General features: G+C 33.7%; 11 protein-coding genes. 9 read left to right on the top strand and 2 right to left on the bottom strand.

Going from position 1 to position 14,940, the window contains the following annotated elements; all coding sequences use genetic code 11:
* Positions 1-9 precede the first annotated feature (9 nt).
* Positions 10-2,697, bottom strand: coding sequence for a hypothetical protein (locus tag OD803_RS10775; RefSeq protein WP_262733408.1), 2,688 nt, complete (start codon positions 2,695-2,697; stop codon positions 10-12).
* 101 nt (positions 2,698-2,798) lie between these two features.
* Here OD803_RS10775 and pabB point away from each other — a divergent pair, with 101 nt between their 5' ends.
* The 4 genes from pabB to OD803_RS10755 all read left to right on the top strand — a co-directional run bounded on the left by pabB (position 2,799) and on the right by OD803_RS10755 (position 8,068).
* Complete coding sequence (pabB, locus tag OD803_RS10770; RefSeq protein ID WP_262733407.1) at positions 2,799-4,097, top strand: aminodeoxychorismate synthase component I; 1,299 nt, start codon at positions 2,799-2,801, stop codon at positions 4,095-4,097.
* Positions 4,098-4,165: 68 nt separating this feature from the next.
* The gene (gene tilS / locus OD803_RS10765; RefSeq protein ID WP_262733406.1) at positions 4,166-5,479 is read left to right on the top strand and encodes a tRNA lysidine(34) synthetase TilS; all 1,314 of its coding nucleotides are present in this window, start codon (positions 4,166-4,168) and stop codon (positions 5,477-5,479) included.
* 1 nt (position 5,480) lies between these two features.
* Positions 5,481-7,103 carry an adenine deaminase gene (ade, locus tag OD803_RS10760; protein ID WP_262733405.1) on the top strand — a complete coding sequence of 541 codons (1,623 nt, stop codon included), beginning with the start codon at positions 5,481-5,483 and terminating at the stop codon, positions 7,101-7,103.
* Between the two features lie 2 nt (positions 7,104-7,105).
* Entirely contained in the window at positions 7,106-8,068 is a 963-nt protein-coding gene (locus tag OD803_RS10755) for a YheT family hydrolase (RefSeq protein ID WP_262733404.1), read from the top strand.
* Between the two features lie 191 nt (positions 8,069-8,259).
* Here the strand turns inward: OD803_RS10755 and OD803_RS10750 are convergent, their stop codons facing one another.
* Positions 8,260-9,732: an SLC13 family permease gene (locus OD803_RS10750; protein ID WP_262733403.1), complete on the bottom strand. Its 1,473-nt coding sequence runs from the start codon at positions 9,730-9,732 to the stop codon at positions 8,260-8,262.
* Positions 9,733-9,824: 92 nt separating this feature from the next.
* Here OD803_RS10750 and OD803_RS10745 point away from each other — a divergent pair, with 92 nt between their 5' ends.
* The 5 genes from OD803_RS10745 to OD803_RS10725 are packed head-to-tail and all read left to right on the top strand — an operon-like array spanning position 9,825 to position 14,909.
* Positions 9,825-11,363 (top strand): YifB family Mg chelatase-like AAA ATPase, encoded by a 1,539-nt coding sequence (locus OD803_RS10745; protein ID WP_131507005.1) that lies wholly within the window; start codon positions 9,825-9,827, stop codon positions 11,361-11,363.
* Positions 11,363-12,586, top strand: a complete 1,224-nt coding sequence (locus OD803_RS10740) for an Nramp family divalent metal transporter (RefSeq protein WP_262733402.1) — start codon at positions 11,363-11,365, stop codon at positions 12,584-12,586. The genes OD803_RS10745 and OD803_RS10740 overlap by 1 nt, the downstream gene beginning before the upstream one ends.
* Positions 12,583-13,326 (top strand): 5-oxoprolinase subunit PxpA, encoded by a 744-nt coding sequence (gene pxpA / locus OD803_RS10735; RefSeq protein WP_332006937.1) that lies wholly within the window; start codon positions 12,583-12,585, stop codon positions 13,324-13,326. Before OD803_RS10740 ends, pxpA begins: the two co-directional genes overlap by 4 nt.
* 7 nt (positions 13,327-13,333) lie before the next feature.
* Complete coding sequence (gene pxpB / locus OD803_RS10730) at positions 13,334-14,065, top strand: 5-oxoprolinase subunit PxpB (protein WP_262733401.1); 732 nt, start codon at positions 13,334-13,336, stop codon at positions 14,063-14,065.
* Positions 14,058-14,909, top strand: a complete 852-nt coding sequence (locus OD803_RS10725; protein ID WP_262733400.1) for a biotin-dependent carboxyltransferase family protein — start codon at positions 14,058-14,060, stop codon at positions 14,907-14,909. The genes pxpB and OD803_RS10725 overlap by 8 nt, the downstream gene beginning before the upstream one ends.
* Positions 14,910-14,940: the final 31 nt, after the last annotated feature.

Here is a 14,940-nt window from a genome sequence, read left to right as displayed (position 1 = left end):
CCATTAAACTTAGTAGCCATATTCTATTAAACTTGGAATAAGGTTTTTGGTTTGTGTTTTCCAGTCCTTTTCAACGCTATCCCATTCAGTATAACATTTGTACCTTTCGTATGGTGTTTTTTGAGAGATTTCTTTTATTGGTCCTACAATGGCTAAATACTCTTCACCTTCAGCTTCTTCGTATTCATATCCAAAAGAAATAGCATAGTATTCGTCACCTTCATTTTTAATTTTCCCAACTACAGTCATAGTGTCTGGGTAGCCTTCGTCTTCGCCAACATAATTGTAAAGTGCAAGTTTTGCAAACTCTTCAGGCTTAATATATTTTTTAGGAACTTTATTAAACTGATTAGTTTTGTGGTAAGCTTCCATGATTTCGTATCTAGAAAACAAACTATCCATTTGTGTTTCAATAAAAGCGTTGTCAAGTGGGTAGTTGTTAACAATTCGTGCTGTTGTTGCTTGTAAGCTAAACCATTGGTTGTCTTTTTCTTTTGCTAGAGTAGAGGTGAAAGTGTCGGTGAATTCATTCTTGTATGAAGACTTATTTAAAAAGTTTAAATACGAATAGATTAATGAGTTCATTGAATAGTCGTACTCGTCTTTATCTTTTTCTTCTAAATATTTTTGAAGATCAGACTCCATGTACTGAAACAGTTTTTCCATATTGTCACTTACCAAACTACTGTGACCTGTACTGTCTTGAAGGATGTTTAATGATACATCTAACACATCTGAACGGTATTTTTCATGCTTGATTAAGGTTGAAAAATCTTTGTAGTTTTCAATAGCATAATTAAGTGAATCGGTAAATGGTGACACTACTCCCCAAGTATAATTTTCAGTATTTACAGGTGGATTATTAAGAAATAAATCTTTGTAAACACTCAAGGCATCATCATTTTCTAAATCTGGAATAATTGTTAAGATTGTTGCTTTTAAATCATCGTTTGTACTTTCATTGGTATACAGATTTTTTAAAACGTCTAAAGTTTTACTATCGCTAACCAATGAAAATTGCTCAGCTATTTTGTCTTTTATAAGATTGGTTTTTTCTTGAGAATCGTAGCTGTAGTTTAAAGCTTCGTAGAGTTTAGGAAGATCGGTTGTTTCAAACTCATAATAATCAAAAGCACCAAGTGCATTATGGTATACAATTGAATCTTTTGAGCGTAAGTCGTTAAAAATTGCATCAGTTTTTGAGCTGAATACATCAAACTCAGGTTCTTTTGAAATGACTTTAAAGGAGTTGAATATAGAGTCAGTTAGTTTGCTGTCGCGTTCTTCGTCACTTAAATAACCTGTCATTAAAAACAAGCGTTTGTTTTGGAGCCATAATTGATGTTTAGTAATCACCTTTGTACCTTCATTTTGAATATGAAATTCAACACCATCTTCATTGCCAACTTTGATGTTTTTTTGCTTTATAATACTGTCATTCCAAGATTTAAGCGCGTCAATATTGGTTTCAAAAAACTCATCTTTAGATGCTATTTTGAAATAATCTTTCAAATCGCTGTATCCAAACTGATACGTTCCTCCAGACATTTCATTGAGTGCAAAATAGTCGTTGGAGTTTTTAAGATAAGTACTTTCATAACCAACAGTGTCAATAACTCTTTTAAGGTCGTCAAAAAACAGAACTTCAAAGTTTGTGCCTCTTGGTTGTAAGGTTGTAAGCTCAGGAGTTTTGTAAGGTTCAAACTTAAAACTATTAAAAAAAGTATCGTCAGTAGTCGCTTTTTCTTTCTCGTTTAGTTTTTGCTTTAGTAAAAGGTAGGCTCTGTTTCCTCTTAAATAAATTCTGCAGATAGTATGAAATTTACCATCAAGCAATAATTCATATTCTCGTCCTTCATTACCATCTAAAAATATAGTTTTAGGAGGTGATAATAGTTCAGCTCTTGCAGTTAATGTTTCTTGCATAGACTCAAATCCACCAGCAGGATCTTCCATAAAATATCCAAGCGGTTGGTCGTTATATCTAAATAGATAGTTGTCGTCGTTTTTATAGTCTGGTGCAGAATAAAGGTATAAATAGTAAGGTTCACCATCTTCTTCTAACGGATTTGGATATTCGCGCGACAAGTCAGTAGGTTCTTCTGGGATAGTGATTGAAAATGCACCTTTTTCACTCACAAAATCCAGCCATTCTTTAACTTCCATAGGTTTAGCGCTTGTAACTTTAAGTGAATTAAAGAAGCGTTTGGTATTGTTGTTGTCAACACTGTCTTTTAAATCTTCAACCGATAAGTAGTACAGTATATTATTTTGTAAAGTAAACTGAGCACTCATTAGTTTTTCTTCATTAATCTTTACAAGTATCTTGTATTGGAGTCCATCACTGTATTTTATTTCCTTTTTGTCTAGCAGCTCTCCATTAAGATTATTGACGATGTTGTTTGTGAAATTATCAACAATTTCACTCGGTTTACTGTCTTGATTTCGATCTCTTAAGTCTAAAGCAAAAAAGGAATACACGCGCTTTGAATTCGTGTCATTGTAGGAATAGATGATAAAACTATCATAATCATCTTGATAGTTTGGTTCATTAGGTAACTCTAATGAGTAACCCAAATCGGTATTTGTATACGTATACCAATCCCAAAGAGTTAAATTTGAAAAACTAAGGTTAGAAACCAAAACAAAACATACTGTAAGAAGTATGTTGGTTGAAAAAGAGCGCTTTAAGTTCATGTGCAAAAAGTAGATTTTTGTTTAGTATTAAGTAAAGTCTTTTATATTATTCTAAATTGATAGTTTCTTAATAAATTTGGAAACTTATAAGAATTACCCTTTTGAGAACAATATCCAAGCAAAACATTAGTAACGTTGAGCAATATAAACAAAAATTATTGCATTGGAGCCAACAGTTTCGTGAAGTTGTTTGGTTAGATACAAATGCTTTCAACACCCAATATTCTACATTTGATGCAGTTTTAGCAGTAGATGCTATAACGAGTATTCAAACCGATTATGAAAATGCATTTATAGCATTAAAAGACTATCAAACCCAAACAAACGATTGGATTTTTGGGTATTTAACTTACGATTTAAAAAACGATGTTGAGCACTTGACTTCAAGAAATTTTGACGGTTTGCAGTTTCCTGAATTGTTCTTTTTTCAACCCAAAAAATTATTCCTTTTTAAAGATGATGTCGTTGAAGTTAGGTATTTAAATTTTGTTAGCGATGAGCTTGATGTCGATTTAAAAACTATAGATGCTATAGATGTTTTAAATACCGTTGAAGAACCTCAAACCGAAAACATTAAAATAAAGCTTCGCATCCACAAAGACGACTATTTTAACAAGGTAAATACCATGTTAAAACACATTCATAGAGGAGATATTTATGAAGCTAATTTTTGTCAGGAGTTTTATGCTGAAGACACTTTAATTCAGCCCTTAAACATTTATAACAAGCTTAATGCTATTTCCAAACCGCCTTTTGCAACGTTTTTAAAATTAGACGATAAGTATTTACTTTCGGCATCACCAGAACGTTACCTAAAAAAAGAAGGAACTACAATTGTGTCACAACCTATTAAAGGGACAGCTAAACGCTCAAAAGATAAAGACGAAGATGATAAACTTAAAACAGAGCTTGCTAAGGACGAAAAAGAACGAAGTGAAAACATCATGATAGTGGATTTGGTAAGAAACGATTTGTCTCAAACTGCCACTAAAGGCAGTGTAGAGGTGAAAGAACTTTGTAAAGTCTACAGTTTTGAACAAGTACACCAAATGATTTCAACCGTAACGTCTCAAATTGAATCCACGACACATCCAGTTGATGTAATAGCAACAACATTTCCAATGGGAAGTATGACAGGAGCTCCAAAAATTTCAGCTATGAAAATTATTGAAACTTTAGAAGAAACCAAACGTGGGTTATACTCTGGAGCTGTTGGGTATTTTACACCTCAAGGCGATTTTGATTTTAATGTGGTGATACGTAGTATTTTGTATAATCAAAGCAATCAATATGTGTCCTATTCGGTTGGAGGTGCAATTACCGCAAAAAGCGACCCTTTAAAAGAGTATGAAGAATGCTTGATTAAAGCTAAAGCTATGCGAGAGGTGTTGGAGAGTTGAAAATTTCCGCTTAAAGTTTAATGTTAAAGGTTTCAAGTTGTTATATTTGAAATAGGTATTAAAAACTAATGCTAGAAAGATTCAACAAACATATCATACAAAATCTTCCTTTTCTAAAAGAAAGTAAACTCCTTATTGCAATTTCTGGCGGAATTGATAGTGTGGTGTTAATGCACTTGTGTCGTGCTGCTAATTTTAAGTTTGCTTTAGCGCATTGTAATTTTAATTTAAGAGGAAAAGAAAGTGATGCAGATGAAGATTTTATCGTTCAACTTGCTGATGATTTAGAAATTGAAGTGTTTGTGCAGAATTTTGAAACCGAAACCTATGCCAAAACGCACAAACTATCTACGCAAATGGCAGCAAGGGAGTTGCGTTACAACTGGTTTAATGACTTAGCAACACAACTTAAGTTTGACTATGTTTTAACTGCTCATCATGCGGATGATGATTTAGAAACCTTTTTAATCAATCTCACAAGAGGAACAGGTTTAGAGGGTTTTACAGGAATTCCTATTATAAATAACAATACGGTTAGACCATTATTGCCATTTTCACGTTTGGAAATTGAGACGTATGCCAACGACAATAATTTAAAATGGAGAGAAGATAGTACAAATGCATCCACAAAATATTTGCGCAATAAAATACGTCATGAGGTTATTCCTGTATTGAAAGATATTAATCCGCAATTATTGCAAACCTTTAGTCAAACTCAAGCCTTTTTAAAAGACTCAAAAGCAATAATTGACGATAGGATAGATGATGTTTCTGATAAGGTTATAAAAGACATTACAGAGTTTGAAATTCAATTTGACATTTCAGAAATTAAGCAACTTAGTCATCCAAAAGCCTATTTGTATGAGTTGCTAAAAGTATATGGTTTTACCGAGTGGAACGATGTGTTTAATTTGTTAGATGCGCAATCAGGTAAGCAAGTGTTTTCTGAAACCCATCGTTTAATAAAAGATAGAGATTACTTGCTGTTGAGTGATTTAAACACTGAAGATAAGCAGCAAGTAATAACAATTTCTGAATGTGACGATAAAATTAAAACCACTGCTGGAGTTCTCTTTTTTGATGAAGCTGATGCAATTTTCGGAAAAGACGCTAATCGTATTTTTGTAGATAAGAAAAAGCTCAAATTTCCTTTAACAGTAAGACATTGGCAAGAAGGCGATTATTTTCATCCGCTAGGAATGAAAGGAAAAAAGAAATTAAGCAAATACTTTAAAGACGAGAAGATGTCCCTCTTAGACAAAGAAAACACACTTTTACTATGCTCTGGAGATTACATTATTTGGGTTGTTGGTAAACGTGCCGACAGTCGTTTTAAAGTTACTGACAAGACTAAGAAAATTATTAAAATAGAATTAAAATAACTTGATTTTACAAGGACAAATTGTCGATATTCTTAATCGACGCATCTTTAAAGGTGAAATTACTATTAAAGATGGAAAAATAACAGCTATTGAAGAAAAAGCACATAACGTAAACCAGTTTATACTACCTGGTTTTGTAGATGCTCACATACATATTGAAAGTTCTATGCTAGTGCCAAGTGAGTTTGCGCGAATTGCTGTAACTCATGGTACAGTGGCAACGGTTTCTGATCCTCATGAAATTGCCAACGTGCTTGGAGTAGAAGGTGTGAAGTTTATGATTGAAAACGGAAAACAAACACCTTTTAAATTCAATTTTGGTGCGCCTTCATGCGTTCCTGCTACTACTTTTGAATCGGCTGGAGCTGTTATAGATTCTGATGGAATTAAGCAATTGATGGCAAATCCAGAGATTAAGTATTTAGCAGAACTTATGAATTATCCTGGTGTGCTTAATAACGATCCAGAAGTTCTAAAAAAAATAGAATGGGCAAAACACTTTAATAAGCCCATTGATGGTCATGCTCCAGGTTTGAGAGGTGAAGCAATTTCAAAATATATTAACGCAGGTATTTCAACCGATCACGAATGTTTTACGTTTGAAGAAGGTTTGGAAAAGCTCCAAAAAGGCATGAAAGTCTTAATACGCGAAGGTAGTGCAGCTAAAAACTTCAATGCTCTAATCGATTTGTTACCAGAACATTTTGAAAACATGATGTTTTGTAGTGATGATAAGCATCCAGACGATTTAATACTTGGTCACATCAATACATTGTGTGCAAGAGCTGTAGCAAAAGGTATAGATGTATTTAAAGTGCTGCAAGTAGCTTGCATAAACCCTGTAAAGCATTATAATTTAGATGTAGGTTTGCTAAAAGTTGGCGATGCGGCAGATTTTGTTATTGTCAATGATTTAAAGGATTTTAAAACCCTTCAAACCTATATTAATGGTGAGTTGGTTTATGATAAAGGTGAATCTAAAATTCAATCAACTCCTTTTGAAGTGTTGAATAATTTTAATACTGAAAAAAAGCAAGTTGAAGACTTTAAGTTTAAAACAACTTCTAAACAAATACGCGTTATTGAAGCACTAGAAGGACAATTGGTAACCAATGAAATTATTGCTGAAAGCTTGCTTAAAGATGGAAATTTGATATCAAATATTGAAAATGATATCTTAAAGATGACTGTCGTGAACCGTTATCAAAATCAAAGTCCAGCTCTAGGGTTTATAAAAAACTTCGGACTTAAGGAAGGAGCCATAGCAAGTTCGGTAGGTCATGATTCGCATAATATTATTGCTGTTGGAGTGGATGATGAAGCGATTTGTAAAGCGGTTAATCTGGTTATTGAACATAAAGGTGGCATTTGTGCGATTTCTAATTCCGAAGAAAAAATAGTACCACTTCCTGTTGCAGGAATTATGAGTGATAAAGATGGTGTTGCCATTGGAAAAGACTATGCAGCCTTAGATGCTATGGCAAAACAATTAGGTAGCACGTTGAATGCGCCATATATGACTTTGAGTTTTATGGCGTTGTTAGTGATTCCGTCGTTAAAGTTGAGTGATAAAGGGTTGTTTAATGGTAGTGCATTTGCGTTTACAACAGTAGAAGTGAGTTAATAATGCCAATAGTAGAATCAAAGTACAAAGCGCCTTATTTTTTTAGAAACGGATTTGTGTCAACAGTGTATTCTGGTTTGGTGCGACGCGTTAAAGATGTTGTTCAAGAACGAGAACGAATCCATTTGCCTGATGGCGATTTTCTGGATTTAGACTGGAGTTTTTCAAAAGAAAAAACCAATAAACTTATAGTGTTGTTACATGGATTAGAAGGTCATGCGCAACGACCGTACATTACAGGAACTGCAAAACTGTTTAATACAAACAACATAGATGCTTTAGCAGTTAATTTTAGAGGATGTAGTGGGACGCCAAACTTAAAATTTCGTTCGTATCATTCTGGTGCTACTGAAGATTTAGAGGCTGTCATTCAACATATTTTAGAGCAAAAATCATATACGCATATATACATAAAAGGCATCAGTTTAGGAGGTAATATGGTTTTGAAATATATAGGAGAACGCGATGATGTTCCAAATCAAATTAAAGCTGTAATTGCTGTTTCGGTACCTTGTAGTTTAAAAGGGTCTTCGGGTGAATTACATAAAATGAATAATATTTTATTTCACAATAATTTCAAAAAGCATTTGCTGAAAAACTTGAAAGAAAAGAAAATGCAATATTCTGGTAAATTGAGTGATAAGGAATTTAATTCAATTAAAACTTTAAAAGATTTTGACGATGTTTATACCTCCAAAGCGCATGGATTTAAAGATGCTTTTGACTATTATGAGAAGAGTAGCAGTCTTCAGTTTTTATCAAATATAAAAATACCAACCTTACTTATTAATGCCTTAAACGATTCGTTTTTATCACCAGAATGTTTTCCTGTTAAAGATGCAAAACATAACCCTAATTTGCATTTAGAAATGCCTAAGTATGGAGGTCATGTTGGGTTTATCGATAGGAAGAACATCTATTACAACGAAAAACGAGCCTTGGAGTTTATAGCTTCTGTTAATTAACGTGAAGTTAGATGTAAAACATTAACAGAGTTGTTCCTTAAGCCAATAAAATTATACCATCGTCACCTTGAGCGCAGTCGAAAGGTCTTAAAATAGGTCTATTTTGATTAGGTCTCGACTGCGCTCGACCTGACAGTGATTTTTAAATTGCTTGTAGTCAGTTTATTAAAAACAGCTATATCGAACTCACGTTAATTAGCTTTTAAACTTTCAGGAAAGCCATTAACAGCAATATCCCAAAGTAAAGGCAGCATAAAATACACAAACAAGGTTAAAATGACTATTGATATAACATTCATTATAATGCCTTTGCGAACCATATCAGGAATTCTCAAATAACCAGAACCAAAAACTACAGCGTTTGGAGGTGTTGCCACAGGAAGCATAAAAGCGCAAGATGCTGCCACTGCTGCACCAACCATAAGGATATAAGGATGCATGTCTACAGCTATTGCCATTGACGCTAAAACAGGTAATAGCATAGCTGTGGTTGCTAAGTTGGAAGTGATTTCGGTTAAAAAGTTTACAGCAGCAATAAGTAATAACACAATTAGTATTGATGAAATTCCTACTAAGGTTGTCATTTGATTGCCAATCCATTGTGCTAATCCGCTTGTTTCAAATCCCTTTGCTAAAGCCATTCCTCCTCCAAAAAGCAAAATAATTCCCCAAGGTAATTTTACAGCATCTTCCCAAGTCATGAGTTGCTCTTTTTTATCTTTGGAAGGAATAAAAAACAAGACTATAGCAAAAATAATTGCTATGATGGTATCATCGAGCTGTGGTAATATTGTATTGAATAAAAAGGAGCGTGTAATCCATAAAAATGCTGTTGTAGCAAAAACAATGGCTACAGCTTTCTCTTCGTAACTCAGTTTTCCTAAGTTTTTTAAAAGTCTTTTAATTTCTTGTTTTCCACCAGGAAATTCTTTCTGTTTAAAAGTGAAAGCAAAATTGGTGAGGTATTTCCAACAGATAAAAAGTAATAAGATTGAAATAGGAAACCCAAACATAAACCATTGTAAAAATGTAATTTCATAGTTGTAAGTATCTAGAACAACACCAGCTAAGACAAGATTTGGAGGAGTGCCAATTAAAGTAGCAATACCACCAATAGAGGCGCTGTAAGCTATGGCAAGCATTAGAGCTTTACCAAAAATTAGGTTTTCGTCTTCAATTGTATCAGGATTATCTTTTAATTGAGAGACGATAGCAATGCCAATAGGTAGCATCATTACAGAAGTAGCTGTGTTGGAAATCCACATCGATAAAAACGCTGTAGCAACCATAAACCCAAGAATAATATTCTTAACGTTTGAGCCAATAATGTTAATAATGTTTAAAGCGATGCGCTTGTGTAAATTCCATTTCTCAATAGCAATTGCAATAATAAAACCACCTAAATATAAAAACACAAACTTATGACCAAACGCACTTGTGGTGTCACTTAAACTCAAACCGTTTGATAAGGGAAACAAAGCTATAGGAAGTAGTGCAGTTGCTGCAATAGGAATAGCTTCGGTAATCCACCAAACTGCAATCCATGATGTAGATGCTAGTATAGCATTGGCTTCGCTTGATAAGCCTTCTGGATGAAAAAAAAGTTTGATGATAATAAATAAAGCAGGTCCTAAAATAAAACCTATACGTTTGGAGGTGTTCATAGTCTATTAATGCAAATATGCAGTAATGATAGTAAATTTTAATCAATTTATTATTTGTCTTTTTTTATTACATTTAAGGAAACCAATCTTTTATGCTTAAAAAAGTCTTCGGAAGCGCAGTTTTTGGTGTTGAAGCAACAACCATTACTGTTGAGGTAAATGTCGATAATGGAGTGGGTTATCATTTGGTAGGTCTTCCTGATAACGCTATTAAAGAAAGTAATTATCGTATTGCGGCTGCACTTCAAAATAACGGTTATCGAATTCCTGGGAAAAAAATAATTATCAATATGTCGCCTGCCGATTTGCGTAAGGAAGGTTCTGCGTATGATTTAACATTGGCAATCGGAATTTTAGCGGCTTCTAATCAAATAAAAGCTGAAAACCTAGAAGACTATCTCATAATGGGAGAATTGTCTTTAGATGGAACATTACAACCTATTAAAGGTGCGTTGCCTATTGCTGTTAAAGCTAGAGAAGAAGGTTTTAAAGGGTTTATTCTGCCAAGTCAAAATGCAAAAGAAGCTGCAATTGTTAATGATTTAAAAGTTTTTGGAGTTGATAACATCAAACAAGTCATTAATTATTTTGATAAAGATGAAGCTTTAGAACAGACTATTATAAATACAAGGGAGGAATTTTATAAAAATCTCGATTTTCCTGAGTTTGATTTTGCCGATGTAAAAGGTCAGGAAGGAATAAAACGCTGTATGGAAATTGCTGCAGCAGGTGGTCATAATATTATTTTAATAGGACCTCCAGGAGCAGGAAAAACAATGTTGGCAAAACGATTACCAAGTATTTTACCTCCAATGACATTGAGTGAAGCATTAGAAACTACAAAAATCCATTCGGTAGTTGGTAGAGTAAAAGAGCATACAGGATTGATGTCACAACGACCATTTAGAAGTCCTCATCATACTATAAGCAACGTTGCGCTAGTTGGTGGAGGAAGCTACCCTCAACCAGGAGAAATCTCTTTATCTCACAATGGTGTGCTATTTTTAGATGAATTACCAGAGTTTAAAAGAGAGGTTTTAGAAGTAATGCGTCAACCGTTAGAAGATAGAGAGGTGACGATTTCCAGAGCTAAATTTACAGTAACCTATCCATCGTCGTTTATGTTGGTAGCAAGTATGAATCCGAGTCCTGGAGGTTATTTTAACGATCCTGATGCTCCTGTAACTTCGTCTCCTGCTGAAATGCAGCGGTATTTAAGTAAAATTTCCGGACCATTATTGGATAGAATTGATATTCATATTGAAGTGACGCCTGTGCCTTTTGAAAAACTATCTGATGACAGAAAAGGTGAATCTTCGGTTGATATAAGAAAGCGCGTTACTGCTGCTCGAGAATTTCAAACTAAGCGATTTAAAGAATTTGATAATGTGCATTATAATGCGCAAATGAATACAAAACAGATTAGAAAATTTTGTGTCTTGGATGATAATTCAAAACAATTGCTTAAAACAGCAATGGAGCGTTTAAATCTTTCTGCTAGAGCTTATGATAGAATTTTGAAAGTAGCACGTACTATTGCAGATTTAGAGGCTAGTGAAGCAGTAAATGGAGCGCATATTTCAGAGGCTATTCAATATAGAAGTTTAGATAGGGAAGGTTGGTTAGGCTAATGAAAGCATGGTTTAAAAATATAGGTCCAGGACCATTGGTTGCAGCAGCTTTTATTGGACCTGGAACAGTAACAGTTTGTACACTTGCAGGTGTTGGGTTTGGTTATGCGTTGCTTTGGGCTATGTTGTTTTCGGTGTTCGCTACAATAGTATTGCAAGAAATGTCAGCACGATTAGGAGTAATTACTCAAAAAGGTCTTTCGGAAGTTATAAGGACTGAAATTAAAAACCCTGTTTTTAAGACTGTTGTAATTGTTTTAATGTTGTCAGGGATAGTTGTTGGTAATGCAGCTTATGAAGCAGGAAACATTAGTGGAGGCGTATTGGGTTTAGAAACGCTATTTGGTAATCCGAGTGTTGAAATTGGTGTGTTTGATGTGAATGTTTTTAGTTTAATCATCGGTTTGGTTGCGTTTTTTATTTTAACTATTGGAAATTATAAAACACTAGAAAGAATATTAGTAGCTATGGTTATGGTAATGAGTGTTGCTTTTTTAGTGACAGCAATACTAACAAAGCCTAACTTAATGGAGGTTTTTAAAGGCTTGTTTGGTTTTAAAATGCCTAAAGAAAGTGTGTTGACTGTTGTTGGTTTAATAGGAACTACTGTAGTGCCTTATAATTTGTTTTTACATGCAGCATTGGTTAAAGAAAAGTGGCGTGCTGAAAGTGATTTGAAGCATGCTAGAAAAGATACTATAGTTGCTGTTGTGTTGGGAGGAGTGGTGTCAATGTGTATTATTATTTCAGCTTCAGCGATTCAGACTAAAACAATTAGCAATGCTGCGGATTTAGCTTTAGGTTTAGAGCCTTTGTTTGGTAGTTTTTCAAAGTATTTTATGGCTATCGGACTGTTTTCAGCAGGTATTACAAGTGCAATTACTGCGCCTTTGGCAGCTGCTTATGTTGCTAGTGGATGTTTGGGTTGGAGTACCAATTTAAAATCTAAGACCTTTAAAGGTGTTTGGTTGTTTGTTCTAGTTTTAGGAGTTGTATTTTCTTCTTTAGGAATAAAATCTATAGAGCTAATCAAGTTTGCACAAGTGGCTAATGGATTGCTGTTGCCTATAGTTGCTGTGTTTTTGATTTGGGTTATGAATAAATCTGAATTGCTGGGTAAATATAAAAACAGCTTATTGCAAAATGTTGTGGGAATAGTGATTCTTTTAGTGGCTGTTTTCTTAGGTTTAAAAAGTGTTTTAAAAGTGTTTAATGTGTTATGATGAATGGATATACTGTAGATATTAATGTTGATGTTGGAGAAGGCTTAGGTAACGAAGCTAGGTTGTTGCCTTATGTGTCTTCGTGTAATATAGCTTGTGGAGGACACGCTGGAAATGAGGAAACAATGATTGCTGTTGCTAAACTAACTAAAGAGTTTAGTGTAAAAATTGGTGCGCATCCTTCATTTCCTGATATAGAGAACTTTGGGAGAAAGCCAATGGAGATGTCTTGTGCTGATTTATATACTTCAATAAAGCAGCAGGTTAGAGGGTTTATGAATGTGTTGCGTACCGAACATCTTGCATTGCATCATATTAAACCTCATGGCGCATTGTATAATCTCGCGATGAAGGATGAAAAGACTGCTAGTGTGATTATTGAGGTGATAAAAAGTATAGCGTTACCCGTAAAATTGTATGTGCCTTATGGTTCTGTGATAGCAAATTTAGCTTTGAAAGAACAAATCCCTGTAATGTACGAAGCGTTTGCAGATAGGAATTATAATGAAGATTTAAGCTTAGTATCAAGAGATAAAAGCAATGCTGTTTTAAATCATCCTGAAGCAGTTTTTGAGCATGTTTTTAATATGATTTCAAGGCAGAAAGTAAAAACAATAAGTGGAGTAGAAGTAGATATAAAAGCAGATACTTTTTGTGTGCATGGAGACTCTCCAAACGTTGAAAAAATATTGCAATATCTTACCGAAAAATTAAAAGAACTTCATGTTAAAATAGCCTAATGTTTTGATGGATTTTAATCTAAAATATAAAGCTTATGGTGAGCGTTCAATTTTAATAGAATGGCCTAATGAAATAAATGAAATTATTCTTGAAGATATTCTAATTTTTAAAAATAGTATAGCTGATAATTATGTTAAAGAAGTAGTTGAAATAAATAATGCATATAACTCGATATTAATTATTTGTAAATTTACTATTGATAATATCAATGATGAAATTTCAGCATTGAAATCGATTTATTTTAATCGTAAAAAGGTTGGACATAGAAGCCAATTGTTGTGGAAAATTCCTGTGTGCTATGATGCGTTTTTTGGTATTGATTTAGAAGAAATTTCTGCTCAAAAAAAGCTGTCAAAATCAGCAATTATAAAACTACATTCGCAAGCTATTTATACTGTTTTTTTTGTTGGCTTTTTACCTGGTTTTTTATACTTGGGAGGTTTAGATAATCAACTACATTTTCCTAGAAAATCTTCCCCTAGAATGGAAGTAAAAAAAGGTGCTGTTGCCATTGGAGAACATCAAACAGGAATATACCCAAATGCGAGTCCTGGAGGTTGGAATATTATAGGTAATTCGCCAATTGAGTTTTTTGATGTTTCAAAAGACGAGCCTTGTTTTGCGAAGAGTGGAGATAAAATTCAGTTTTACCCAATATCTTTAAATGAACATAAAACTATTTCAGAATTAGTAGCATTGGAGAGTTATGAATTAGAAAGTGAGGTAATAAATGGTTGAGGTTTTAAAATCAGGATTATTTTCAACTATTCAGGATTTAGGTCGGTTTGGTTTTCAGCGTTATGGAATACCCTTTTCTGGTGCTATGGATGCCTATAGCTCAAAAATTGCAAACACAATTTTAGGTAATAAAGAAAATGATGCTGTTTTAGAGATTACAATGACAGGACCAACGCTTCTTTTTAAAACAGAAACAGTCATTTGTTTAACAGGAGCAGACTTATCTCCAAAATTAAATGACGTATCAATTAGTTTAAATAAAGCGATAAAAGTGAAAGCAGGAGGTGTACTTTCATTTGGTAAACTAAATTATGGTTACAGGTGTTATTTAGCGGTTTTGGGAGGCTTTCAGTCTGAAAGTGTAATGGAGAGTAAAAGTATGTTTTCAAACGTGACTAAAGCAAATAAAATAGCTGTGGGAGATTCTTTGAAGATTAATACAACTTCCGTTTTTAGTTTAGAACATAATGCAACACTTAAAGTTAATACTAATCACTTTAAAAGTAAAACTATAGAGGTATTTGAAGGACCTGAGTTTGAAAGCTTAAGTGATAGTCAAAAAGCATTACTTTTTAACCAAGAGTTTTCAGTGTCCCAACTTAATAACCGGATGGCTTATCAACTTAATGAAAAGTTAGAGAATAACTTAGCGCCAATAATAACCTCAATGGTTTTACCAGGAACTATTCAGTTGACACCTTCAGGTAAGCTAATTGTTTTAATGCGAGATTGTCAAACAACAGGCGGTTATCCTAGAGTTTTACATTTAAACGAATTGTCTATTAGTAGATTAGCGCAAAAAAAGCCTAATGAAAAGATAAGGTTAAAATTGTTAAAGCAGTAAAACAGTAAAAAATACTTTACAGTATTGAAAG

This window comes from Gaetbulibacter sp. NE (genome assembly GCF_025548475.1).
Taxonomy (GTDB): Bacteria; Bacteroidota; Bacteroidia; order Flavobacteriales; family Flavobacteriaceae; genus Gaetbulibacter_B; species Gaetbulibacter_B jejuensis.
Note: the sequence above shows the minus strand (reverse complement) of the source record. Positions and strands in the feature narration are given on the sequence as shown.

Bases quoted from the DNA above. Each gene is read 5' to 3' on its own strand.
- OD803_RS10740 (WP_262733402.1), top strand. From the start codon at position 11,363: ATGAAAGCATGGTTTAAAAATATAGGTCCAGGACCATTGGTTGCAGCA.
- OD803_RS10775 (WP_262733408.1), bottom strand. From the start codon at position 2,697: ATGAACTTAAAGCGCTCTTTTTCAACCAACATACTTCTTACAGTATGT.
- OD803_RS10745 (WP_131507005.1), top strand. From the start codon at position 9,825: ATGCTTAAAAAAGTCTTCGGAAGCGCAGTTTTTGGTGTTGAAGCAACA.
- pxpA (WP_332006937.1), top strand. From the start codon at position 12,583: ATGATGAATGGATATACTGTAGATATTAATGTTGATGTTGGAGAAGGC.
- pxpB (WP_262733401.1), top strand. From the start codon at position 13,334: ATGGATTTTAATCTAAAATATAAAGCTTATGGTGAGCGTTCAATTTTA.
- OD803_RS10755 (WP_262733404.1), top strand. From the start codon at position 7,106: ATGCCAATAGTAGAATCAAAGTACAAAGCGCCTTATTTTTTTAGAAAC.
- OD803_RS10725 (WP_262733400.1), top strand. From the start codon at position 14,058: ATGGTTGAGGTTTTAAAATCAGGATTATTTTCAACTATTCAGGATTTA.
- tilS (WP_262733406.1), top strand. From the start codon at position 4,166: ATGCTAGAAAGATTCAACAAACATATCATACAAAATCTTCCTTTTCTA.
- OD803_RS10750 (WP_262733403.1), bottom strand. From the start codon at position 9,732: ATGAACACCTCCAAACGTATAGGTTTTATTTTAGGACCTGCTTTATTT.